Source organism: Variibacter gotjawalensis, assembly GCF_002355335.1.
Classification (GTDB): Bacteria; Pseudomonadota; Alphaproteobacteria; order Rhizobiales; family Xanthobacteraceae; genus Variibacter; species Variibacter gotjawalensis.
Genome location: NZ_AP014946.1, coordinates 612,010 through 634,900 on the forward strand (window position 1 = coordinate 612,010; position 22,891 = coordinate 634,900).

General features: G+C 62.4%; 22 protein-coding genes. 8 read left to right on the plus strand and 14 right to left on the minus strand.

Features of this window, described 5'->3' with window-relative positions:
- Nucleotides 1–76: 76 nt before the first annotated feature.
- From pstS to GJW30_RS03045, 3 genes are all read right to left on the minus strand, one after another.
- Nucleotides 77–1,090 carry a phosphate ABC transporter substrate-binding protein PstS gene (pstS, locus tag GJW30_RS03035; RefSeq protein WP_096351482.1) on the minus strand — a complete coding sequence of 338 codons (1,014 nt, stop codon included), beginning with the start codon at nucleotides 1,088–1,090 and terminating at the stop codon, nucleotides 77–79.
- A gap of 186 nt (nucleotides 1,091–1,276) precedes the next feature.
- Nucleotides 1,277–2,563 (minus strand): ATP-binding protein, encoded by a 1,287-nt coding sequence (locus GJW30_RS03040; RefSeq protein ID WP_096351484.1) that lies wholly within the window; start codon nucleotides 2,561–2,563, stop codon nucleotides 1,277–1,279.
- Nucleotides 2,544–3,542, minus strand: coding sequence for a lysylphosphatidylglycerol synthase domain-containing protein (locus GJW30_RS03045; RefSeq protein ID WP_096351487.1), 999 nt, complete (start codon nucleotides 3,540–3,542; stop codon nucleotides 2,544–2,546). The genes GJW30_RS03040 and GJW30_RS03045 overlap by 20 nt, the downstream gene beginning before the upstream one ends.
- Before the next feature lie 160 nt (nucleotides 3,543–3,702).
- Here GJW30_RS03045 and GJW30_RS03050 point away from each other — a divergent pair, with 160 nt between their 5' ends.
- The 4 genes from GJW30_RS03050 to GJW30_RS03065 all read left to right on the plus strand — a co-directional run bounded on the left by GJW30_RS03050 (nucleotide 3,703) and on the right by GJW30_RS03065 (nucleotide 7,659).
- Nucleotides 3,703–4,593, plus strand: coding sequence for an SDR family oxidoreductase (locus GJW30_RS03050; RefSeq protein WP_096358625.1), 891 nt, complete (start codon nucleotides 3,703–3,705; stop codon nucleotides 4,591–4,593).
- 173 nt (nucleotides 4,594–4,766) lie between these two features.
- Nucleotides 4,767–6,056 (plus strand): dicarboxylate/amino acid:cation symporter, encoded by a 1,290-nt coding sequence (locus GJW30_RS03055; protein WP_096351490.1) that lies wholly within the window; start codon nucleotides 4,767–4,769, stop codon nucleotides 6,054–6,056.
- Between the two features lie 63 nt (nucleotides 6,057–6,119).
- Nucleotides 6,120–7,022, plus strand: coding sequence for an amino acid ABC transporter substrate-binding protein (locus GJW30_RS03060; protein ID WP_096358626.1), 903 nt, complete (start codon nucleotides 6,120–6,122; stop codon nucleotides 7,020–7,022).
- Nucleotides 7,023–7,170: 148 nt separating this feature from the next.
- A complete protein-coding gene (locus GJW30_RS03065; protein WP_096351493.1) occupies nucleotides 7,171–7,659 on the plus strand; it encodes a MaoC family dehydratase in 489 nt (162 codons plus the stop codon).
- A gap of 163 nt (nucleotides 7,660–7,822) precedes the next feature.
- Here the strand turns inward: GJW30_RS03065 and GJW30_RS03070 are convergent, their stop codons facing one another.
- On the minus strand, nucleotides 7,823–9,196 hold the full coding sequence (locus tag GJW30_RS03070; RefSeq protein ID WP_096351496.1) for a malonyl-CoA decarboxylase: 1,374 nt from the start codon (nucleotides 9,194–9,196) through the stop codon (nucleotides 7,823–7,825).
- Between the two features lie 247 nt (nucleotides 9,197–9,443).
- Here GJW30_RS03070 and GJW30_RS03075 point away from each other — a divergent pair, with 247 nt between their 5' ends.
- Entirely contained in the window at nucleotides 9,444–10,616 is a 1,173-nt protein-coding gene (locus GJW30_RS03075; protein WP_096358627.1) for a CaiB/BaiF CoA transferase family protein, read from the plus strand.
- A 73-nt stretch (nucleotides 10,617–10,689) separates the two neighbouring features.
- On the opposite strand, the gene GJW30_RS03080 is transcribed toward GJW30_RS03075, so the two are convergent.
- Nucleotides 10,690–11,670, minus strand: coding sequence for a hydroxyacid dehydrogenase (locus GJW30_RS03080; protein WP_096351499.1), 981 nt, complete (start codon nucleotides 11,668–11,670; stop codon nucleotides 10,690–10,692).
- 177 nt (nucleotides 11,671–11,847) lie between these two features.
- Nucleotides 11,848–12,294 carry a DUF6789 family protein gene (locus GJW30_RS03085; RefSeq protein ID WP_130364736.1) on the minus strand — a complete coding sequence of 149 codons (447 nt, stop codon included), beginning with the start codon at nucleotides 12,292–12,294 and terminating at the stop codon, nucleotides 11,848–11,850.
- 346 nt (nucleotides 12,295–12,640) lie between these two features.
- Between GJW30_RS03085 and GJW30_RS03090 the strand changes: the two genes are divergently transcribed.
- The 3 genes from GJW30_RS03090 to GJW30_RS03100 all read left to right on the plus strand — a co-directional run bounded on the left by GJW30_RS03090 (nucleotide 12,641) and on the right by GJW30_RS03100 (nucleotide 15,347).
- Nucleotides 12,641–13,681 carry an ABC transporter substrate-binding protein gene (locus GJW30_RS03090; RefSeq protein WP_096351505.1) on the plus strand — a complete coding sequence of 347 codons (1,041 nt, stop codon included), beginning with the start codon at nucleotides 12,641–12,643 and terminating at the stop codon, nucleotides 13,679–13,681.
- 104 nt (nucleotides 13,682–13,785) lie between these two features.
- On the plus strand, nucleotides 13,786–14,955 hold the full coding sequence (locus GJW30_RS03095; RefSeq protein ID WP_096351508.1) for a thiolase domain-containing protein: 1,170 nt from the start codon (nucleotides 13,786–13,788) through the stop codon (nucleotides 14,953–14,955).
- Entirely contained in the window at nucleotides 14,955–15,347 is a 393-nt protein-coding gene (locus GJW30_RS03100; protein ID WP_096351511.1) for a Zn-ribbon domain-containing OB-fold protein, read from the plus strand. The genes GJW30_RS03095 and GJW30_RS03100 overlap by 1 nt, the downstream gene beginning before the upstream one ends.
- On the opposite strand, the gene GJW30_RS03105 is transcribed toward GJW30_RS03100, so the two are convergent.
- The 8 genes from GJW30_RS03105 to GJW30_RS03140 all read right to left on the minus strand — a co-directional run bounded on the left by GJW30_RS03105 (nucleotide 15,344) and on the right by GJW30_RS03140 (nucleotide 22,641).
- Complete coding sequence (locus GJW30_RS03105) at nucleotides 15,344–15,637, minus strand: type II toxin-antitoxin system RelE/ParE family toxin (RefSeq protein WP_096351514.1); 294 nt, start codon at nucleotides 15,635–15,637, stop codon at nucleotides 15,344–15,346. The two genes, GJW30_RS03100 and GJW30_RS03105, sit on opposite strands and share 4 nt — an antisense overlap.
- The gene (locus GJW30_RS03110; protein WP_172887541.1) at nucleotides 15,630–15,887 is read right to left on the minus strand and encodes a ribbon-helix-helix domain-containing protein; all 258 of its coding nucleotides are present in this window, start codon (nucleotides 15,885–15,887) and stop codon (nucleotides 15,630–15,632) included. Before GJW30_RS03110 ends, GJW30_RS03105 begins: the two co-directional genes overlap by 8 nt.
- A 66-nt stretch (nucleotides 15,888–15,953) precedes the next feature.
- The gene (locus GJW30_RS03115) at nucleotides 15,954–17,681 is read right to left on the minus strand and encodes a thiamine pyrophosphate-binding protein (RefSeq protein WP_096351519.1); all 1,728 of its coding nucleotides are present in this window, start codon (nucleotides 17,679–17,681) and stop codon (nucleotides 15,954–15,956) included.
- Between the two features lie 10 nt (nucleotides 17,682–17,691).
- Nucleotides 17,692–18,978: a TRAP transporter large permease gene (locus GJW30_RS03120; protein WP_096351522.1), complete on the minus strand. Its 1,287-nt coding sequence runs from the start codon at nucleotides 18,976–18,978 to the stop codon at nucleotides 17,692–17,694.
- The gene (locus GJW30_RS03125; protein ID WP_096351525.1) at nucleotides 18,975–19,511 is read right to left on the minus strand and encodes a TRAP transporter small permease; all 537 of its coding nucleotides are present in this window, start codon (nucleotides 19,509–19,511) and stop codon (nucleotides 18,975–18,977) included. Before GJW30_RS03125 ends, GJW30_RS03120 begins: the two co-directional genes overlap by 4 nt.
- 141 nt (nucleotides 19,512–19,652) lie before the next feature.
- Nucleotides 19,653–20,672, minus strand: coding sequence for a DctP family TRAP transporter solute-binding subunit (locus GJW30_RS03130; protein WP_096351526.1), 1,020 nt, complete (start codon nucleotides 20,670–20,672; stop codon nucleotides 19,653–19,655).
- An 11-nt stretch (nucleotides 20,673–20,683) separates the two neighbouring features.
- Nucleotides 20,684–21,658, minus strand: a complete 975-nt coding sequence (locus GJW30_RS03135; RefSeq protein WP_096351529.1) for an alpha-ketoacid dehydrogenase subunit beta — start codon at nucleotides 21,656–21,658, stop codon at nucleotides 20,684–20,686.
- Nucleotides 21,658–22,641 carry a thiamine pyrophosphate-dependent dehydrogenase E1 component subunit alpha gene (locus GJW30_RS03140; RefSeq protein WP_096351531.1) on the minus strand — a complete coding sequence of 328 codons (984 nt, stop codon included), beginning with the start codon at nucleotides 22,639–22,641 and terminating at the stop codon, nucleotides 21,658–21,660. Before GJW30_RS03140 ends, GJW30_RS03135 begins: the two co-directional genes overlap by 1 nt.
- Nucleotides 22,642–22,891: the final 250 nt, after the last annotated feature.

Here is a 22,891-nt window from a genome sequence, read left to right on the forward strand (position 1 = left end):
TCCGCGCCGTCTTTACGCGTTAATGGGAAGGCAGAAAGTTTGCGGGAGAAGGACGAACCTTCTCCCGCATCGAAAATCACATCGTCTTGACGTCGGCCTTCCAGGTCTTCTTGATCAGATCGACCACATTCGGCGGCATCGGAATGTAGTCGAGATCCTCGGCCATCTTGCCGCCCTTCTCGAACGCCCAGGTGAAGAACTTGAGCGCTTCGGCAGCGGCCGCTTTGTCGGTCGGCGCCTTGTGCATGAGGATGAAGGTTGCTGCGGTGATCGGCCAAGACTTGTCTCCGGGCTGTTCGGTCAGAATAACATAATAGCCCGGTGCACTTTCCCAGTTGGCATTAGCGGCAGCCGACTGGAACGTCTCGATTGTCGGCTGAACCGGCTTGCCGGCCTTGTTGATCAGCGCCGTGTAGGTCAGCTTGTTCTGCTTCGCGTACGCGTACTCGACGTAACCGATCGAGTTCTTGGTCTGACCAACGTTGGCCGCAACACCTTCGTTGCCCTTAGCGCCGACGCCGACCGGCCATTCGACCGCGGTGTTTACGCCGACTTTCGTCTTCCAGTCAGCGCTCGCTTTCGAGAGGTAGTCCGTGAAGTTGAAGGTCGTTCCCGAACCATCCGAGCGGCGGACGACTGCGATCGCGGTCGACGGCAGCTTCAGGCTCGGGTTCAGCTTCTTGATCGCCTCATCGTCCCACTTCTTGACGACGCCGAGATAGATGTTGGCCAGCGTCGGGCCGTCGAGCACGAGTTCGCCCGGCTTGATGCCTTCGACGTTGATGACCGGCACGATCGCGCCCATCACCATCGGCCACTGGACGAGGCCGTCCTTTTCGAGCTGTTCGGCCTTCAGCGGGGCGTCGGTCGCGCCGAACGTCACCGTCTTGGCCTGGATCTGCTTGATGCCGGCACCCGAACCGATCGACTGGTAGTTCAGGCCGTTGCCGGTCTCTTTCTTATAAGCGTCGGCCCACTTCGAGTAGACCGGGAACGGGAACGTCGCACCCGCGCCAGTGATGTCCGCGGCGAACGCGGAGGTCGATGCGGCGACGAGGCCGGCAGCGACGATGCTTTTGAAGAATTTCACAGTTATCTCCGTCCGATAGGGTGAAGCGGATAAATTCGTTAATCCCTGGGATCGCCCACAGGAGTTGCTTCCGCCTCTCTCTTAGAGGCCCTCGGTACAACGTTTTATGATGGTTCGACGAAACTTATGTGACAGTGTAAGCCACTGATAAAATTGTATATTTCAAATTCTGTCGGAAGCGGCCTGTTAAGATGACGCCGGACGGGCGCCGATCCCGGCAGCAACCGGGAGATACACGGTGAAACTCGATCCGTTACCGACGATACTGTCGATCGTTAACCGTCCGCGATGGCGGTTTAAGATGTGCTTCACCAATGAAAGCCCGAGCCCGGTACCGCCTTCGGCGCGGCTATGGCTGACGTCGACACGATAAAAGCGCTCCGTGAGGCGCGGCAGATGCTCCGGCGCGATACCGGGTCCGAAGTCGCGCACGGAGACTTTCGCCTCGCTTCCGACGCGTGACAGCGTGAGCTCGACCCGCTTGCCGCCGCCACCGTATTTGAGCGCATTCTCGATCAGGTTCTCGAACACGCGCAGGATCTCGTCGCGATCACCCGGCACTTCGAGCACCTCAGGCGCGTCGATCGCGACCTCGACGCCGCGCTCGCGCGCCAGCACCTGCAAACCGTCGACGACCTGATGCGCTGCGCCGACGAGTTCGACCTCGCCGTCCGGCCGGATATGCGCGTCGAGTTCGATCCGCGAGAGCGACAGGAGGTCTTGGATGACGCGCGCCATGCGATCGGCTTGCGCCTTCATGATACCGAGGAAGCGGTCGCGTGCGTTAGTGTCGTTGCGCGCCGGCCCTTGCAGCGTTTCGATGAAGCCGGAGAGTGCTGCGAGTGGTGTGCGCAACTCATGGCTGGCATTGGCGACAAAGTCGGCGCGCATTTCCTCGACGCGACGTAGCGGCGTCAGATCTTGAAACGTCACCAGCGTCAGCGTACGCCCGGCCGCGCCGATGAGCGCCGTCGGCATCACCGCGACATCGTACCAGCGATCGATCGGCACGCGCTCGGAGATCTCCGCACGTTGACTCTCGCCGGTTGCTGCCGCGCGCTTCAGCGCATCGACGATCGCGGGCATCCGCAGCGAAAATGTCAGCGGCTCGCCGCGCCGCAAACTCGGCGCAACCTCGGCGGCCAAGCGATTGAATGTCGTGATGTAACCTTCGCGATCGATCATCACGGCGGCGAGCGGCATCGCATCGACGACCGCCTCGATCGACGCGTCCGCTGTAGCACCAGCCGCAACCGGCTGGATCGTTTCGCCGCGCGCCAGTCGCTCGCGCGCTGTGAGCCACAAGGTGAAAGCTGCCGCTGCAGCGATCGCGGCGCCGGCCAACACTGCCGGCAACAAGGCGAGATAACCGAACGCGACGAGAGCGATCAGAGTGATCGCACAAACGGCCAGCACATAACGCTGCGCCGTCAACACGCGAAAACCAGTCGCGTCAGGATGGTCCAGACTCATGCGAGCGACCGCGGAAATTGACCCACAACTCGCGTCCGCCGAGGATCAGCAGTGCGAGTGCGAACGGGACCAAATAGTAAAGCACGCGGAACAGCAAGACCCCGGCGAGGACTTGCGCGCGGTCAAATTCAAGATGCAGCAATCCGGCCAGCATCGCGGCGTCGAACACGCCGAGACCGCCGGGCGAATGACTCGCGAATCCGAGCAGCGTCGCCGATACGAAGATCACCGCGAGTTCGACGAAGCCGATATGCGGCGTCGTCGGCATCAGAATCCACATCGCGAGCGCACAGCAGCCGAGATCGATGATGCCGATAACGATCTGCATCAACGTCAGCGGGCCACCCGGCAGCGTCACCTGCCAGCCTTCGCGGCCGACGATGCGCGGCCGCGTCCACACCCATGCGACGTAAGTCGCCAGCACCACGAGCGTCGCCAGCGCCAAGCCACGATTGAGCCAGATCGGCAACGGGATGATCGGCGCGACACTGTCCGGCACATACGCAATGCCGAGGCCGAGCACGGTCGCGTTACCGAGCCAGAAGGTCAATCCGGCGATGAAGCAGACTTTCGCTACGTCGATCGCATCAAGACCCCAGGCCGAATAGACGCGGTAGCGCACCGCGCCGCCCGTGAATACGCTGGCGCCGACATTGTGGCCGACCGAGTAGCTCGTGAAGCCGGCGAGCGCCGCCACCCGGTACGGCACGTCCGCGCGCCCGATCGTGCGCAGCGCGAACAGGTCGTAGAAAGTCAGCGTGAAATAGCCAGCCGCGACGAATATGGACGCCAGCACCACGTGCCAGATCGGCGTTGCCTTGAGCGCCTTTGTGACGTCGCCGAAGTCGAGGTCGTGCACCATGCCGTACAGCACGTGCAGCGCGACCGCGATGATCAGGATGCTGATCGCGACGCCGATCCGATTCCACCCAATCTTCTCGTCGAGGAATCGGGCAACGGCCCGCAGAAACCCGAGCATTCAATTCCCTCTGCAGCCGTTTTCGGCCCCGTCGGAGCACCGGCTCCGTTGGCTCCCTCCCGGGAGCGCCCCATCGCTAGCAGAACCTGCCAAAGTGTGCGAGATGCTGTCGATGTCGCACACTCGATAAATAACGATAGGCGATACGGGAGGATAGATGATGTTTCAGCCTGGCTTGATGAAGGGTAAGAAAATTCTCGTCACGGGCGGCGGCACCGGCCTCGGCCGTGCCATGGCGAGCGATTTCCTCCGTCTCGGCGCCGACATCGCCATCTGCGGCCGCCGTGGTGCCGTGGTGCGGCAGACGGCCGACGAGATGATGAAGGAGTTCGGCGGCACGGTATCGGCCCACGAGGTCGACATTCGCGATGCCGCAGGCGTCGAGCACATGGTCGAGGAAATCTTCGCGTCCGGCCCCCTCACCGGCCTCATCAACAACGCCGCCGGCAACTTCATCTCGCCGACCGAGGCGCTGTCCCCGCGTGGCTTCGATGCGGTCGCCAACATCGTCATGCACGGCACGTTCTACGTCACGCAGGCGGTCGGCAAGCGCTGGGTCGCCGGCGGCTGGAAGCAAGGCGATCCGATGCGCAGCGTGATGTCGATCGTCGTCACCTGGGTCGAGAACGGCGGCCCCTATGTCGTGCCGTCCGCGATGAGCAAAAGCGCGATCGTCGGCATGACGCGTTCGCTCGCGACCGAATGGGCGCGCTACGGCATTCGCCTCAACGCGGTCGGTCCCGGCGAAATCCCGACCGAGGGTATGAGCAAGCGCCTCAACCCCGGCGAAGAGCCGGGCGCGCGCACCAAGAAGGTCAACCCGATGGGCCGCATCGGCGAGATGAAGGAGCTGCAGAACCTCGCGACCTTCCTGATGTCCGATGGCTGCGACTGGCTCAACGGCCAAGTCATCTACATGGACGGCGCGCAGTACATGGCGACGGGCGGCAACTTCTACGAGTTGCGTCAGTGGTCGAAGGAGCAGTGGCAAGCTGCACGCGACGCGATCGAAGGACAGAACAAAAAAGATCGCGCGCAACGCACAGCATAATCTCGCAAAGGTTGTAGCTACTGTGTCTGCATAACAATACGGCAGCTACTGCATAACGAAAACGCGAGCTCCCCGATTGCTTAATTTAACGGCGCTCCTAAGCTGGGCCTAAGGCTCGGGAGCATTACCTGTACGCTGACTGCTTTCGAGCCTCCACATTTCGGGGGCTACCAATGAGTAAGAAATTTACGACGTTTATTTTGATCGCGATGGTTCTCGGCATCGCGGTGGGTTGGGCCTGCAACGCGGCCTTCCCTGATCCGAAAGTCGCGGGCCAAGTCGCCGGCTATATTTCGATCATCACCGATACTTTCCTGCGCCTGATCAAGATGATCATCGCGCCGCTGGTTTTCTCGACGCTCGTCGTCGGCATCGCGCATATGGGCGACTCCGGATCGGTCGGCCGCATCGGCGGCAAGACGATGGTTTGGTTCGTCGGCGCGTCGCTATTCTCGCTTTTGCTCGGCATGCTGATGGTGAACGTGCTTCACCCGGGTTCTGACTTGCACCTGCCGCTGCCGGACGCCGGCGCATCGACAAACCTCAAGGTTTCGTCGCTGACGCTGAAGGAATTCGTCACGCACTTGGTGCCGAAGTCGATCATCGAAGCGATGGCGACCAACGAAATCCTGCAGATCGTGGTCTTCTCGATCTTCACCGGCGTTGCGCTGGCTTCGCTCGGTGAACGCGGCAAGCTCGTCGCCGAACTCGCCGACCAAGTCGCGCATGTGATGCTCGAGATCACCGGCTACGTGATGAAGGCCGCACCGATCGCGGTGTTCGCCGCTATTGCCTCGACGATCACGACGAACGGCCTGATCGTGCTGTGGACCTACGGCAAATTCATTGTCTACTTCTACGCATCGCTGGCGATCCTCTGGGGTCTGTTGGCTGTGGCCGGCTTCCTGGTCCTCGGCCCGCGCGTCACAAGCCTCCTCGGCCGTATGCGCGAGTCGTTCCTGCTCGCCTTCTCGACGGCAAGCTCGGAAGCCGCCTATCCGAAGATCCTCGATCAGCTTCAGCGCTTCGGTGTCTCCAAGCGTATCGCCAGCTTCGTGCTGCCGATGGGCTATTCGTTCAACCTCGACGGCTCGATGATGTACTGCACCTTCGCGACGCTCTTCATCGCGCAGGCCTACGGCATCGAGCTCTCCTGGGGTCAGCAGATCACCATGCTGCTGCTCCTGATGGTCACCAGTAAGGGCATGGCCGGTGTGCCGCGCGCATCGCTGGTCGTCATCGCGGCGACGCTCGCGACCTTCAACATTCCGGAAGCCGGTCTGTTGCTGATCATGGGCATCGATCAGTTCCTCGACATGGGTCGCAGCGCGACCAACGTCGTCGGCAACTCGATCGCGACCGCCGTCGTCGCCAAGTGGGAAGGTGAACTCGGCACCGAGGAAGACGCAGCACCTGCTTCCTCCGAAACGCCGGACGCGGCCCTCAAGCCGCAGCACGCGTAACGCTCCACGAATGCACAGCCAGGCGGCCGTACGGTCGCCTGGCGTTTACGAATGGAGCCGATCATGAATCGATTTCTCTCACTGATATTGGCGGTCAGCCTCGGTCTTGCGACCGCCGTTTCCGCACAAGCACAAGATGCCGGCGCCCGTAAGGTCGACGGCACCCTTAAAAAAGTCGACAGCTCGGGCACCATCACGCTCGGCTATCGCGAAGCCTCGTTCCCTCTGTCTTACGAAAGCAAGTCCGGCCCGATCGGCTATGCGATCGACCTCTGTCTCGCCGTCGTCGACGAGATCAAGCGCGAGATCGATAAGAAGGAGGTCAAGGTCAACTACAAGAAGGTCACGTCGGAGACGCGTATTCCAGCGGTGAAATCCGGCGAGGTCGACCTCGAATGCGGTTCGACGACAGCGAACCGCGAGCGCTCGAAGGAGGTGGCCTTCTCGCCGATCACTTACGTCACCGGCACCAAGCTGATGGTGAAGCGAGCGAGCGGCATCCGCTCGTATCGCGACCTCAACGGCAAAGTCGTCGTGGTGACGGCGGGCACGACCAACGAGACGGCGCTGAAAGCGCTCAACGAGAGGCTCAAGCTCGGCATCAACATCATCACGGCGCGCGATCACGAGGAAAGCTATTCCCTCGCCGCCGCCGGCAAGGCCGACGCCTTCGCGACCGACGATGTGCTGCTCTACGGTCTCATCGCGCGCCACAAAGCGGAGAAGGATCTGATCGTCGTCGGAGACTTTCTCTCTTACGATCCGTACGGCCTGATGTTCCGGAAGGATGACCCGCAGATGGCGGAAGCCGTGCGGAAAGCTTTCGAATACATCGCGGCCAACAAGGATCTCTACGAGACCTATCACAAGTGGTTTGTGCGTAAGACTCCAACCGGAGAGACGCTAGGTTTGCCGATGAACGCGCAGCTCACCGAAATTTTCCGCACCTTCGGTGCTGAAGAATAAGGCAGTCGCAAAATCGCATTCGACGATGTGGCCCGCCTCGTGCGGGCCATTTTCGTTTTGACGGGCAAAACGTTTTCTCAATCTCCGGTTGCGATTTGACCACGACGCTCTCCGCCTGCCAGATGCTCGCGCAACGAGAAAAACAACCATGACGAAAATCGACGAAAGCTTCGATCCCGCCAAACACACCGACGTTCCGGCGCAACGCTGGTTCGACGATTTCAAAGTCGGCGAGCGCTACGTGCTGCCCAGCCGCACCATCACAGATGCCAATTTCGCGGCATTCCAAGTCGTCTCCGGCGACAATCACCCGATCCATTACGATATCGAGTTCTGCAAGGCGCGCGGCTATCCAAACCTGCTCGCGCACGGGCTGCAGGTCGCGTCCTTCGCGGCAGCCGGTGCCGGCCGCTTCCCGCATGAGACATCGGAATCACTCATCGCGTTTCTCGATCAGTCATCGAAATTCCTCGGCGGCGTTTACGCGGGCGATACGGTCTATCCGGCCCTAGAGATCGTCGAGCTGATCCCCGGCAAGACGACGGGCGTCATTGTCATGCGCGTCAGCATTCACAATCAGCGCCGTGAACTCGTGATGTCGGGAGAGCACCGTTATCTGGTGCGGAAGAAGAAGTAGCTCGTCATTGCGAGGAGCGGCGAGCCGCGACGCGGCAATCCAGATCTGTTTCCACTGAGATGCTTCGACGCAGCTCTGCGCAACGCCTCTTCGCCTCGCCGTCATCCTGAGGAGGAGCGCGCAGCGCTCCGTCTCGAAGGATGGGCGGCGCCGATTACGTGCTCTACATCTGCACCGGCGCGAGGTCGCGCATCGGCGCGGGCGCCTTCGCCAGCCTTGTCACGGCCGACGAAGCCACCACGGTGCGCTGCTCGACGAACGCCTCGTGGTTCTTCTCGATATCGTCGAGATCGTAGAGGTAATTCACCATCAACCCGTTCGCCTGACGCAATCCCTTCGCCGACACATCGCCGAGCCAGTTGAGCCGCTCAAGCCGTGCGCCGTTGCCGAGATGGAAGCGCGCCACCGCATCGACCGGGCCGCCGCGCTTGTTCTTCGCATGCAGGAAATACCAAGCGGCCGCGCGCAGCATCGGCTCGCGCGCGCGCTCCACCAGATCCGGCTGCTTCCACCAATCCGCCGTATCGATCACAGCGAGCGCCGTGCGATCGGCTTCCGGCAGTGCCGTCGACGCCGCATTGCCGCGCTCGCGGCGCAGCCATTCGGCAAAGTTCGGCACCGGCGAGAGCGTCACGAATGTCGAAAGGCGCGAGCTTTCGCGCGACACTTCTTCGACGACTTGCTTGATCAGGAAGTTGCCGAACGAAACACCGGCAAGGCCGCGCTGACAGTTCGAGATCGAATAGAATGTCGCGGTCGTCGCGCGCGCGGGATCGAGCGTGTCGCGCTGCGTCGCCAGTACGGGTTCGATCGCGGAGGGAATTTCACGCGACAGCGCGACCTCGACGAAGATCAGCGGCTCGTCGATCAGCGCAGGATGGAAGAACGCGTAGCAGCGGCGATCCGGCAGATCGATGCGGCGGCGCAATTCGTTCCAATCGTGGATCGCGTGCACGGCCTCGTAGCGGATAATCTTTTCCAAGATGTTCGCCGGCGTCGACCAATCGATGCGGCGCAGCACCAGGAAGCCGCGGTTGAACCACGACGTGAAGAGATGCACGAACGCATCGTCGACCGCGCCGAGATCGGAGCGATGATCCATCGCGTCGATCAACTGTTCGCGCATGCGCACCAGCGCGGCGGTGCCGCCAGGCGCAAGGTTGAGGCGACGGAACAATTCGATACGCCGCGCTTCCGACGCATCGTGCAGACGCGCCGCATTCTTCTCGCTCGGATTGTCCTGATAGGCCTTGATCGCAGCCTCGAGTTGTTTCGGCTCCGGCCCGAACTTCTCCGCCAGCGCCTCGAAAAAGGCGACGCGTGGCCCGGTCGTCAATTCGGCGTAGCGATTGAGAATCTCGCGTGCGAGCGCCACACCGGACGCTTCGCCGCGCCCCGACAGCAACTCCTCGCACAGCGACAGAAATTGCGCGCTGTCTTGCGGCGCCGCGCCGCGTCTTTCCCAGGCCCGATCATAAAGCGCACGACCACGTTCCGTGATCGTCTGCAGCATGTCACCGAAGAAAGAGTTGCTCATGAGAAATCCTGGAAGGCTAGCTTAAGAACTTGCGAGTCGGTCGCGTCTGTTGCTTCGAGTTTAGCACGGCGGAATGACCCTGCTGCAACGCACAACATCGTATCACTTTTTCAGCAACCCCCGATATGGACAAGAGCGCGCAGCCGGGCCAGAGACATGCCTTAACGCTGTCCGGACGCCCCAGAAGGCGCGAGGACCGCTCAATAATGCGGCGGGAAGCCGCGCGTTCCGCCGAAGGAGTGTTTTGATGCCCGGTCCGTTGTCTGGTGTGCGTGTTCTCGAGCTGGCTCGTATTCTTGCAGGCCCATGGGCCGGCCAGGTGCTCGCGGATCTCGGGGCCGACGTCATCAAGGTCGAACGCAAGGGCGCCGGCGACGACACCCGCGGGTGGGGCCCTCCCTTCATGCCGGCCGCCGACGGCGGCAACCTGGGCGCCGCCTACTATCACGCCACTAACCGCGGCAAACGCTCGATCGAGATCGACTTCGACAGCGAGGAGGACCGCGCCATCGTCAAGAAGCTGGCCGCGAAGTCCGACATCCTGATCGAGAATTTCAAAGTCGGCGGCCTGAAGAAATTCGGCCTCGACTACGACTCGATGGCGAAGGAATTCCCCAAGCTCATCTATTGCTCGGTCACCGGATTCGGCCAGACCGGCCCCTACGCGCCGCGTGCCGGTTACGACCTCTTGGTCCAGGGCATGGGCGGCATCATGGACGTCACGGGCAATCCGGACGGCGAGCCGATGCGCGTCGGCGTCCCGATGGTCGACATCTTCACCGGCACCTTCTCGGTGATCGGCATCCTCTCGGCGCTGCACGAGCGCGAGAAGACCGGCAAAGGCACGCATGTCGATTGCTCGCTGATCGAAAGCCAAACCAGCGTCCTCGCCAACCAGGCGATGAGCTACCTCGCCTCCGGCGTCTCGCCGAAACGTCAGGGCAACTCGCACCCGGTCGTCGTGCCGTATCAGGTCTTCCCGGTCGCCGACGGCCACATCATCATCGCCTGCGGCAACGATGGGCAGTTCGGCAAACTCTGCGGCGTGCTCGGCGAACCCGGCATCGCGCAGGAAGCGAAGTTCAAGACCAACTCGGATCGCGTCATCAACCGCAACGAGCTGATCGAGCGTCTCATCGCGCTCACCAGCAAGATCTCCCGCGCCGACATCTTGGAGAAGCTCGAAAAGGTGACGGTGCCGGCCGGCCCGATCAACTCGGTCGCCGACGTCTTTGCCGATCCGCACGTCATCGCGCGCGGCATGCAGCTCGCGTTACCGGAGGATAAGGCGAAGAACGGCACCGTACCGGGCGTTCGCTCGCCAATCACCATCGGCGGACGCCCGATGGCGGCTCCGACCGCTTCGCCGCGCCTCGGTCAGCATACCGAGGAAATCCTCCGCGAGATCGGCGAAGCGTAAGGCGCGAATAGAGAGTAGCGAATAGCAAGTAGCTTGATTTCAACTATTCGCTACTCGCTATTTCGCAATTCGCTCAGTCAAACACTTCCGGATTGATCGCATTCTCGCGGTTCGGCTTGCCGTCGAACACCGACAGCACATTCTTCGCCGCCGCGATCGACATACGATCGAGCGACTCTTTCGTTACGCCCGCAAGATGCGGCGCGACGACGCAATTCTTCGCCTTGAGCAGCGGATGATCGACCGGCGCCGGCTCAACTTCGAACACATCGACGCCGGCGCCAGCAATCTTCTCAGCATTCAACGCATCCGCCAGCGCTTGCTCATGCACGATGCCGCCACGCGCCGTGTTGATCAGGATCGCGGTCGGCTTCATCAACGCGATACGCTTCGCGTCGAACAAATTCACGGTTTCGGGATTCTTCGGGCAATGCACCGAGATGAAATCCGCTTCCTTCACGGCCGCATCGAGATCGGTGACCGGCACGCAGCCTGCCGCCTTGATCGCGTCCTGCGAGACGTAGGGATCGTAGACCAGCGTGCGCATCTCGAAGGCAACGCCGCGCTTCGCCGTACGCGAGCCGATGCGGCCGAAGCCGATCACCAGCAGCGTTTTCTCAAACAAATCGGACGGGAAGATGCTGAGATTGTCGCGCCACTGCCCGCTGCGCACGCTCGAGTCGTTCTGCTGATTGCGCTTGGCGAGATGGAACATCATAGAGAAAGCCTGCTCGGCAACCGACGGCGAGTTGGCCGTACCGGCAATCATCAGCGCGATCTTCTTCGGCGTCAGCGCCGCGACATCGACCGTGTCGTAACCTACGCCGATACGCGCCGCGACTTTCAGCTTCGGCGCGACGGCGACTTCCGGCGCCTTCACGGGCGTGAGGCCCAGGATCACACCTTCCGCATCGGCCAGCATCGGATGGAAATCGGCGGGCTTGATCGCATTCTGAAACGAGATGACTTCGATATCGCCGCGCGCTTTGAGGATATCCATCCCGGCTTTCGAGAGCGACTGAGCGACGAGTACTTTACGCGTGTTGACGGTCATTTCTTCCCCGATGGCCTTCTGCGACCGATGTCGCGAGCCTGTTGTTGAAGTTTGCAAGGGGTTATCGCCACGCGCCAGAGCGCTTGGCAAGCGCATTTTTCGGTGGTCCGCCTTGCACGCGGACAAGAAAAAGGCCCGGCGAACCGGGCCTTGAAAAGTTACGCTGGAGATTAGTTTTTAGCGGGCGACCGGGCGCCAATGCTCGTCGTGAGCTTCCTCTTCCTCATGCGGATGCTGCGGCTCCGGATCGAGCAGGCCGAAGATCACGCCAAGGAGGAGGCCATAGGCGAGATGCACGCCGAGCATCACGGCCGGAGCACCGAGCCCGATATTGACCCCGAAGAGACCGGCGCGCGTCAGCGGCGCAAGCGCCGTCATCAGCACGAGCCAAGCCGTCAGGCTGAAAATCGCGCCGCGCATCCAGTTCGCGCCGGGAAGAAAGCGTTGCACGGCACCGTAGCCGGCGCCCCAGAGGAAGGTGCCGACGAGGAAATGCACCAGCCAACCGACGGCCGGGTTGGTTGCGTCCGATGCGTTGGCAAAACGCGCAATCGGGTGAAACACGGACGACAAAATCAATGTCGCCATGAACCCCGCAATAATGCCTCGACCGATCAAATCCATCTCGCGTCCTCAGCGACGGCTAGTGCCGTGTTCAAGACGCAGATGCGCCCCTACCGACAACTAGAACTTGCACGCCTTGCGAGCGGTTCCCCGTCCAAGCCTCCCGCGCGTTTTCGCGCATGTGCTTCTCAGACCTGATGAAATTATCACGCTGCCTAAGCTTCCCGCATTCGCCTGGCGCAGGGCTGGTACGCCGCCGCACACATGCACGATTTGCTAACGAATGCCGCAAGGCGTTGAAATGGAACACTTTTGCTGCAGTTAGCGGGTGGACTAAACGGCCCCGCGTGGCAGACTGCGGATTAAATCGCGTTCATGTGAAGACGCGAACCGGCAGGAGGAAACGATGCGGCGCTTCGCTTGGAGCTTGATTCTCGCCGTCACCGCCATCGCACAACTTACGATCGCTGCCAGCGCACAAGCGCCGTCACCGAGCGCGCAGGCGCCCGAGCTGTCACGCGTTCGCCTTGCTGTCGGCGGCAAGCCCGCGATGTTCTATCTGCCGCTCACCGTTACGGAGCGCCTCGGTTACTTCAAGCAAGAAGGCCTCGACGTCGAGATCTCCGACTTCCCGGGTGGCGCTCGCGCGCTGCAGGCGTTGATGGGCGGCAGCGCGGATGTCGTCACCGGCTCTTACGATCACACGATCCAGATGCAGGCGAAAGGACAAGCGATCGTCGCGGTCGCGCTGCTCGGCCGCTATCCGGGCTTCGTGCTCGGCGTGCTCAACGCCAAAGCCGCGAACTACACTGGACCCGCGAGCCTCAAAGGCATGAAGATCGGCATCACGGCGCCGGGCTCGTCGACGCATTTCATGGTGCTGCACATGATGGCGCGTGCCGGATTGAAACCGACCGATGCGTCCCTCGTCGGCGTCGGCGCGGGCCCCGGCGCGGTCGCCGCCGCGCAGCGTGGCGAGATCGATGCGATCCTCAACGCAGACCCCGTGATCAGTGCGCTCGAAGCGCGCAATCTCATCAAGGTCGTCGCTGACACGCGCACCGAGAAAGGCACGCTCGACGTTTACGGCGGCCCGATGCCGGCCGCCGTGCTTTACGTGCCACCCGCATTCGCGGAGAAAAATCCACGCACCACGCAGGCGCTCGTCAACGCGCTGGTGCGCGGCCTGAAATGGATTCAGGCGAACAGCGCGGAGGAGATCGCCAAGGTGATGCCGGAAGAATACGCGCTCGGCGACAAGGCGCTTTACGTCGAGGCGATTAAACACAGCATCGCGATGTATTCGCCCGATGGCCGCCTCACCGCGAAGGGCGGCGAGACCGCTTACGATGTTCTCAAAGCTTTCGATCCCGCCGTCGGCGGCGCGACGATCGACATAGCGAAGACCTTCACCAACTCATTTGTCGAGAAAGTTCCGGCCCGCTGAACTCCGCCGGCGATTTTTCACTCGCGTATCGCCGAGCAAAACCATTCGGCTTCCGCTGCGCAAATTCGTTCGCTAGCCTTCAGCAAGAACAATGAGAGAAACGCATGACCATTAAGGGCAAAGCCTACATTGCGGGCATCTACGAACATCCGACGCGGCACGCCGTCGATAAATCGCTGCCGCAACTCCATGCCGAGGTGATGCGCGGCGCGCTCGAAGACGCCGGGCTGAAGCGCGAAGACATCGACGGATATTTCTGCGCCGGCGACTCGCCGGGCCTCGGGCCGCTCTCGATGGCCGACTATCTCGGCCTCAAGCCGAAATACATCGACTCGACCGAGACAGGCGGCTCGTCCTACGTGCTGCACGTCAACCACGCCGCAAATGCGATCGCACAAGGCCGCTGCTCGGTCGCGCTCATCACGCTCGCCGGCAAGCCGAAGGCGGACGGCATGGCGACCGGCACCGCGCCGCGGGTCGCCAACGTCGCGGCGCCGGACGTCGCGTTCGAATTTCCCTATGCGCCGACCATCCTCAACATCTACGGCATGTGCGCGATGCGCCACATGCACGAATTCGGCACCACACGCGATCAACTATCGTGGATCAAGGTCGCAGCGTCGCATCACGCGCAGCACAATCCGAACGCGGTGTTGAAGAATGTCGTGACGGTCGAAGAGGTGAATGAGTCGCCGCTCATTTCCGATCCGCTGCGCCGCCTCGACAGCTGCGTCATCTCGGATGGCGGCGGCGCTATCATCGTGGTGAGCCCCGAAGTGATGAAATCGCTCAAGCGCCCGCGCATCAAATTGCTCGGCGCCGGCGAAGCGCTCAAGGGGCAACTCGGCGGCAAAGTCGACATCACGTATTCGGCTGCGCGTTTCTCAGGGCCGGCGGCGTTCGAAGAGGCGGGCATCAAACCGTCCGATATCAAATACGTGTCGATCTACGACAGCTTCACCATCACGGTGCTGATGCAGCTCGAAGACCTCGGATTTGCGGAAAAGGGCAAAGGCGGCAAGCTTGTCGCCGACGGCAACTTGATATCGGGCGTCGGCAAATTGCCGTTCAACACCGACGGCGGCGGCCTCTGCAACAACCATCCGGGCAACCGCGGAGGCCTCACGAAGGTGCTGGAATCGGTGCGTCAGTTGCGCGGCGAAGCGCATCCGGCCGTACAGGTGAAGAACTGCGATCTCGCGCTGGCGCACGGCACCGGCGGATTTCTCGGCACTCGCCACGGCAGCGGCACTGTCATCATGGAGCGCGAATAATGAGCGAAGAACGCAAACTTCCCGCGCCGCAGGTGACGCCGGAAACAAAACCGTTCTGGGATGCGGCCCGCAACGGCAAGCTGCTGATCGGCCGCTGCGAGGCCTGCGGCGAACCGCATTATTACCCACGCGCGCACTGTCCGCACTGCTTCTCCGACAAAGTGAAGTGGGTCGAGGCAAAAGGCTCCGGCACGATCTATTCTTTCAGCGTGATGCGCCGCTCAAAGCCGCCTTACGTCATGGCTTACGTCGCGCTCGACGAGGGCGTGACCGTAATGACGAACATTGTGGAGTCCGATTTCGACGCGCTGAAGATCGGGCAGAAGGTGAAGCTCGTTCACAAGCCGACCGAAGGTGACGGACCGCCGATGGCGATGTTCCGGGTGACTTAATTACGAACCCAACGATCCGGATCGCGTTTGCCGTGGACAATCGCGACGACGAGAATGCCGTCGTCGATCGGCTCGTAAATAATCAAATACGGTCCTTCGGCGAAGATACGCGCCTTTGGTCCAATTTCCGGACGTGCTGCAAACATCAGCGGATTGTCTGCCGCCAGCAGCAACCGATCACGAATACGCACGAGCAAAGCGTTAGCCGCGCTCAAATTGTGCGGCGATATCGATTCCCAAATCTCACTCAGATCGTTCTGCGCACGAATAGATAGACGATAATTACCCACGACCCCTGCGTTTCGCGTTCAATTCAATCAACAAAGTATCGATATTCCCCGGCGCAATGCCGCTAGCTTTGCCTTCTTGGTAAGCCTGCTTCAATCGCTTCGTTTCGAGAGTTCGCAATTCCTCTCGATGTTCCCAAAGGCGGAGCGCGTCGCGCACAATTTCACTATTCGACGCATACGCGCCGCCATCGACGGCTTTCTGCAGCCGCTTAACTTGCTGCGGCGTGAGGGAAATCGTGAGCGTGCGCATTGGTTGAGTCTTCATAATCAACCAATACCACGCCCAACAAGAACTAACAATAATTGTTAGGTAGTCTTAGGCGACTCGGTCGCCTTTCTTGACCTGCACGGTGCGGTTGTCGACTGCCGGCAGCATCTTTGCCGGATCGCGCGTCACGACAACATCGAGGATCACCGGGCCCTTCGTCGCGAACGCCTTCGTGATCGCGGGCCCCATCTGATCCGGCGCCTCGACGCGAATACCGGTGACGCCGAGCGCTTCGGCAACCCTCGCGTAATTCGTCTCGGCGAGATCGGACGCGTGATAGTTGCCCGCACCATACATCAGGTGCTGCAGCGCCTTCACATACCCGGACGCCGCGTTGTTCACGACGATGATCGCGATGTTGACGCCGAGGCGGCGTGCCGTCTCGAGTTCGCCGAGCATCATGTTGAAGCCGCCGTCACCCGTGATCGCGACAACTTTGCGATCCGGGGCCGCTAGCGCCGCCCCCATCGCGCCCGGCAGACCGTAACCGATCGACGCGAAGCCGCGATCCGGCACGAAGCCGCGCCCCGCCTGCTTCGTGTCGTAGAGCAAGCCCGCCCAATGCGCCGCAAACCCGCCGTCGGCGACGAGGAGCGCATCCTTCGGCATCAGCTTGTTAAGCTCACCGATCATCCGGCCCATCGAAACCGGAACCTCCGTCGACTCGTAACGCTCGCGCACGCTCTCGCGCCACTTCGCCATACGCTCCGCAACGTCCTTCAAGTAGCCTGCGCGCGCTTCGCGCATCTTGCCGGCCGCATCCTTCAGCGCCGCGTGCAAATCTTCGATACCGGCACGCGCATCGCCCCACAGCGCGACCTGCGGCTCAGCCGTGCGGCCGATCTCTTCCGCGACGATATCGAGATGGATAATCGTCTTGCCGGGCGGCGGCACCGTGTAGCGCTTCGTCGCGATCTCGCCGAGCTTGCAGCCGACGACGAGGATCGCGTCGGATTCTTCGATCAGCTTGTTGGCAATGCGATCGTAACGGCCGAACAGTCCGGCCGAGATCGGATCGATGCATGGCACGGCGCCCTTACCGCTCATCGTATGCGCGACCGGTATCGCTGCATCGCGCGCGAACGTCGTCAGCGTTTCAGCAGCGCCCGAAAGATGCACGCCGCCGCCCGCGAGTATGATCGGCCGCTGCGCGCTCTTCAGAATATCCGCCGCGCGCGCGAGCATCGTCGCGTCGGGCCGGCAGCGCAGCGCGGGCGCCGCCTCGTAAATCGCGTCGATCTCGAAATCCTTGTCCTCGAAGCCGTGCGTGCCGTGACACACATCTTCGGGGATCGCGACAACCACCGGACCCGGCCGCCCCGTCGTCGCCACCGTGAAGGCGCGGCGGATGAATTCCGGAATGCGCGACGTGTGCTCGACGCGAATGAGCTCTTTACACGCCGGGCGCAGGATATCGCTCTGCCGCGCCTCTTGCGTCATGTTCTTCCACGCATGTTGACGATGCGCGTCGCCGATCACGACGACCATCGGCGAGCCCGCATTCAGCGCCTCGACCAAACCCGTGACGAGGTTCGTCGCGCCCGGCCCGAGCGTCGCGTCGACGAGACCTGGACGGCCCGAGACTTTGGCGTAAGCGTCCGCCGCGAAGATGCCGGCGCGCTCGTCGTTGATGAGATGATGCGCGAGCTTCAAGCGGCGCGCCGCGTCGTAGAACGGCAGCAGTTGGAAGCCGCCCATGCCGAACATCGGCCCGCCGCGGAAAGCTTGGATCATGCGCGCGAGTGCTTCACCACCCGTCATTTCGTTCGTGGTCATGTCTTGTCCTTTAGAGATATCCGAGCACGCGTGGCAGCCACAGCGCGATTTCCGGGAAGATCACCATCAAGATGAGCACGACGAACATCGACGCGATCATCGGGAAAACCCAACGCAGCGTGGATTCCATCGGCACACCTGCGATGCGGCAGGAGACCATCAGATTGACGGCCATGGGCGGCGTGAACTGGCCGATCGCGATCTTCAGCGTGAGCAGCACGCCGAACCACACCGGGTCCCAGCCGAACTTGTTGGCGATCGGCATCAGCAAGGGCAGCAGGATCAAGAACGTCGACACGCCATCGAGGAACATGCCGATCACTATCAGCATAATGATGAGTAGCGTGAGAATGACGTATTGATTGCCGCCGGTCGCAACGATCGCATTCGCCGCGTGATCGAACACACCGAGCGTCGAGCCCGCCCAGCCGAAGATCGCCGCCAGCGCGACGACGATAAGAATCACGCCGGAAATCTCCGCCGCCTCGACGAACATCTCGTAAACGTCGCGGAGCGTGAGGGAGCGATAAATCACGAAGCCGACGAACAAACCGTAGAGCACAGCCATCACGGCGGCTTCGGTCGGCGTGAACCAACCGGCGCGCATGCCGCCGAGGATCAGCACCGGCGCGAGCAAACCCCAGATGGCTTCGCGGAAGGATTTCCAGAACGGTGGCCGCGGCAGGTCCTTCTCGGCGAGGCCGAAGCCGTTCTTCTTCGACACGTACAGCACCGGCACGATCAGCGCGATGCCGGCGAGAATGCCCGGGATCATGCCGGCTGCGAACAGCGCCGGTACGGACGCTTGCGGCACCAGCACCGAATAGATGATCAGCGCGATCGACGGCGGAATGAGAATGTCGGTCGCGGCGGCAGCGCCGATCACGCTCGCCGAGAAGGCGCGCGGATATCCGGCGCGCGATAGCGCACCGATCATCGCGCCTCCGACGGCCGCGGCATTCGCCGGACCCGAGCCCGAGATGCCGCCGAGGAACATCGAGACGATCACGGTCACGGCTGCGAGCGAACCCGCGCGGCGCCCGACGATCGCGGACGTGAAATTCACCAGCCGCAGCGCCACGCCGGAGCGATCGAAGATCGCGCCGACCAGAACGAACATCGGCACGGCGAGCAGCGGATATTTTGCGATGCCCGTATAGGCGTTCGTCGGCGCCGCCATCAGGCCGAGATCGGCCATGAAGATTGCGAGACAACCCGCAAGGCCGAGCGCAACACCGACCGGCGTTCCGGCGATGAACAGCAGCAGGAAGCAGAGAAACAGCGCCGCCGTAATCATATCGGCTCCACGCTCTCATGCTTCGGCACTTTGCGTGCACGCCACACACGAACCAGGTGCCCGATCGCACGGCCGATGACGGCAGCGGCGAGCAACGGCAGCGCCAGCGTGTAAACCCACTGCGGTTCGCCGAGACCCGGCGATGTGACTTCGAAGCGATACTCGTCCCAGACGAGACGGCCACCGAGCCAGACGAGCAGACCGAACATCGTGATGATCGCGAGAGAAGAAATAACTTCAGCGACGCGCCGTCCCGCTGGCGGCAGCATATTCGCGAACCACGTGATGCGGATGTTGCGGTCGGCCGCCGTCGCGATGCTCGCGCCCAGCATGGTGACGACGACCATCAACGCGATGGAGAATTCTTCCGTGAAGGCGAACGAGTAATTCGTGAGATACCGCGCAAAAACGTTGCCGAGCGTGATGAGACAGAGCGCACCCATCGCGAGCGCCGCGACGACGCGCTCGAACGTGAGCGGCACCCGCACGGGCGGCTCTTGATTCATCAACAGTGGATCGGGTTCGTTCGACATTCCGAAGGCTTCACAGTTCCGAGGCGCTTCGCCTCCAGCGTCCCCTCTCCCGCAGGGTTCGCTTCGCGAACCGGGAGAGGGCTAGGGTGAGGGCGAGCAGACCGCAAGCGGGAGAGGGAAAAGACAACGAAACGGTTCGAGCTATCGCGCCGCGACCGACTTCTCGGCCTGCGTCACGAGGTCGGCGCCGATGCGGGCCTTCCACTTGTCGTAGACCGGCTTCGTCGCCGCCTGGAATGCCTTCTGCTCTTCCGGCGTCAGACGCGTGATCGTAACGCCAAGGCCCTCGATCTCTTTCAGCACCGAAGGATCGGCCGCCGTAATGCCCTTACGCGCGATCTCGACGCCATACTTCGCGGCGTCGACAGCCGCCTCACGCAAGATCTGCTGATCGGCCGGCGAGAACGTGTCCCACACCGGCTTCGACACCGCGAAGATCAGCGGATCGGCGACATAGCCCCACAGCGTGACGTGCTTCTGGCCGACTGTGTGCAGCTTGGCGACCGTGAAGATCGTCAGCGGATTTTCCTGCCCGTCGACAGCGCCGGTCGACAGCGCCGGCTGCGCGTCCGCCCAGCTCATCTGCGTCGGGTTAGCGCCGAGTGCCGTAAACGTCTCGTTGTAGAGCGGCGAGCCGACGACGCGGATCTTCAGGCCCTTGAGGTCTTCCGGCTTCTTCACGTCGCGCTTCGAGTTCGAGATTTCGCGGAAACCGTTTTCGCCCCAGGCGAGCGGCACCACGTCTTTCGACCCAATGATCTCGAAGATCTTCTTGCCGGCCGGTCCCTGCGTGATCGCGTCGATCGCTTTGTGATCCGGCATCAGGAACGGCAGCGAGAACAGGTTCAGCTCCGCGACCTGCGGCGACCAATTGATCGTCGAGCCCACCGCCATATCGATGACGCCCTGGCGCATCGCGGTGAATTCCTTCGTCTGGTCGCCACCGACCAACGAAGCGCCCGGATAGACCTTCATATTGATCTTGCCGCCGGACTTGTCCTTCACGATCGTCGCCCAGCGTTCGGCCATCAGGCCCCACGGGAACGGTGCGCCGACGACGGTCGAGATCTTGTACTCAGGCTTGTAGGTCTGAGCGCTCGCGGGCGCGATCAGCGCCAGCGCAGCGACGAGGCCCAAAGTCACTTTGAGTGCGGTCTTCATAGTTCCTCCCTTTAGAACGTCATCAGTTTCTTGGCGGCTTCGACCACGGCGTCTTGGCGCACCGTCACGGCCTGCTCCAGCGGCGGAGCATAGCTGATCGGCGCGCGCGGCGCGCCCAATCGTTTCACCGGCGCTTTGAGCGATTTGTATGCGCGCTCCGCCACCGTCGCGGCGATCTCGGCGCCGAAGCCGGCGACCGATACGGCTTCCTGCACGACCAGCAGACGCCCGGTGTTGCCGACACTCTTGAGCACCGCATCCTTGTCCCACGGCCACAGCGTGCGAAGGTCGATGACCTCCGCCGCGATGCCGTCTTTCTCCAGCGCCTCGGCCGCCGCGGCGCAGTTATGCACCTGCGCGGACCACGTGACGATCGTGACGTCGCGGCCCTCGCGCACGATGCGCGCTTCGCCGAAATTCACCAGATGCTCGCCGTCCGGCACCTCGCCTTCGAGCGGCCAGAGATTTTTGTGCTCCATATAGACGACCGGATCGTCACAGCGGATCGCGGCTTTCAGCATGCCGAGGTTGTCGGCCGGCGTCGCCGGACACGCGACGACGAGTCCCGGAATATGCGCGTACCACGCTTCGAGCGATTGCGAATGTTGCGCGGCGGAGGAGCGCCACATCCCGATCGGCTCGCGCGCGACCAGCGGCACCCGCGTCTGCCCACCGAACATGAAGCGGGCTTTCGCGGCTTGATTCACGAGTTCATCGATCGCGCAGAGTGCGAAATCCGAGAAGCGCATCTCGACCACCGGGCGGGTGCCCATCATCGCGGCGCCGACCGCCGCGCCCATGATGCAGGCTTCCGAGATCGGCGCGTCTGAAATGCGATCCGCGCCGAACTCGTCGACAAGCCCGCGATACTGGCCGAACACGCCGCCACGGCCGAGATCTTCGCCGACCGCCCACACATTCGCGTCGCGCCGCATCTCTTCCGCCAGCGCGCGCCGCCCCGCCTCGATATATGTCAGCGTTCCCATCAGAACGCCTCCTTGCGCGGATCGCCGATGTCCTGCACATCCGCAAATGCCTGGGAGACATCCGGATACGGCGTGTCGCGCGCAACGTTGAGTGCGTTCTGCATTTCGCGCAGCGCGTCCTCGCGCGCCTTTGTGATTCCGGCCGAATGCGCATCGCCGAGCAGCGCCTCGACGCGCGCGATCGGGTCCGACTGCCATTTCTCGTCGACTTCTTGCTTCTGCCGATACGCCGCCGGATCGACCGCGGTGTGTCCCGTCAAACGATACGTCACCGCATGCAGGAAGCGCGCTCCCTTGCCGCTGCGCACATCGTCGAGCAGCGAGCGCGTCGCCTCTTCCACCGCCAGCACATCGTTGCCGTCGACCGTGACGCCCGGAATGCCGAGTGCTTTCGCGCGCGCCAGCGGTCCGTCGCCGGACGTCATCGTGCGCGTGCGCGTCGTCGCGGCAAATCCGTTGTCCTCGCAGACGAACAGCACCGGCAGATTGAACACACCGGCCCAATTGAGCCCTTCGAGAAACGGCCCGCGATTGATCGCGCCGTCGCCGAACATGCAGCACACAACGCGGTTCTCGCGCCGGAGTTTGATCGCATGCGCGGCGCCGACCGCGATCACGATATTCGCGCTGACGACACCGTTCGCGCCGAGCATGCCGACGCCGAAATCGGCGATATGCATCGAGCCGCCCTTGCCGCCGCAATTGCCGCCCTCGCGCCCGAACAGTTCGCGCATCATCGCGGTCGAGTCCGCGCCTTTGGCGATCGTGTGGCCGTGGCCGCGATGCGTCGAGAGGAGAATGTCGTCGCGATTGAGATTGAGGCAGACGCCGGTCGCCACCGCCTCTTGTCCGATCGACAGATGGATCGCGCCGAGCACGAGCTTTTCGTCGAGGCCCTGTTTGGCGGTTTCCTCGAAAGCGCGAATGCGCACCATCACGCGATGATGCTCGGCAAGGCGCGCGAGATCGATGTTGCGGGTCATGCGACGCAAGCGTTTCCGTGATCCTGCGCGTTCTCGCTGGCTTCTGCCCCGAACTCGGCGCGCCCCCTCTCCCGCTTGCGGGGGAGGGTTGGGGAGGGGGATGGCCGACCGGCAAAGAGCCCCCTCTCTAACTCTCCCCCGCAAGCGGGGGAGAGGACGCTAGAATCGCAAGGCTTCGACCATTGCCGCGCTTAGCTAACTTGCCGCGTGTCTTACGGGCGCATAGCGTTGCGCGCAACCTCGCCGAAGG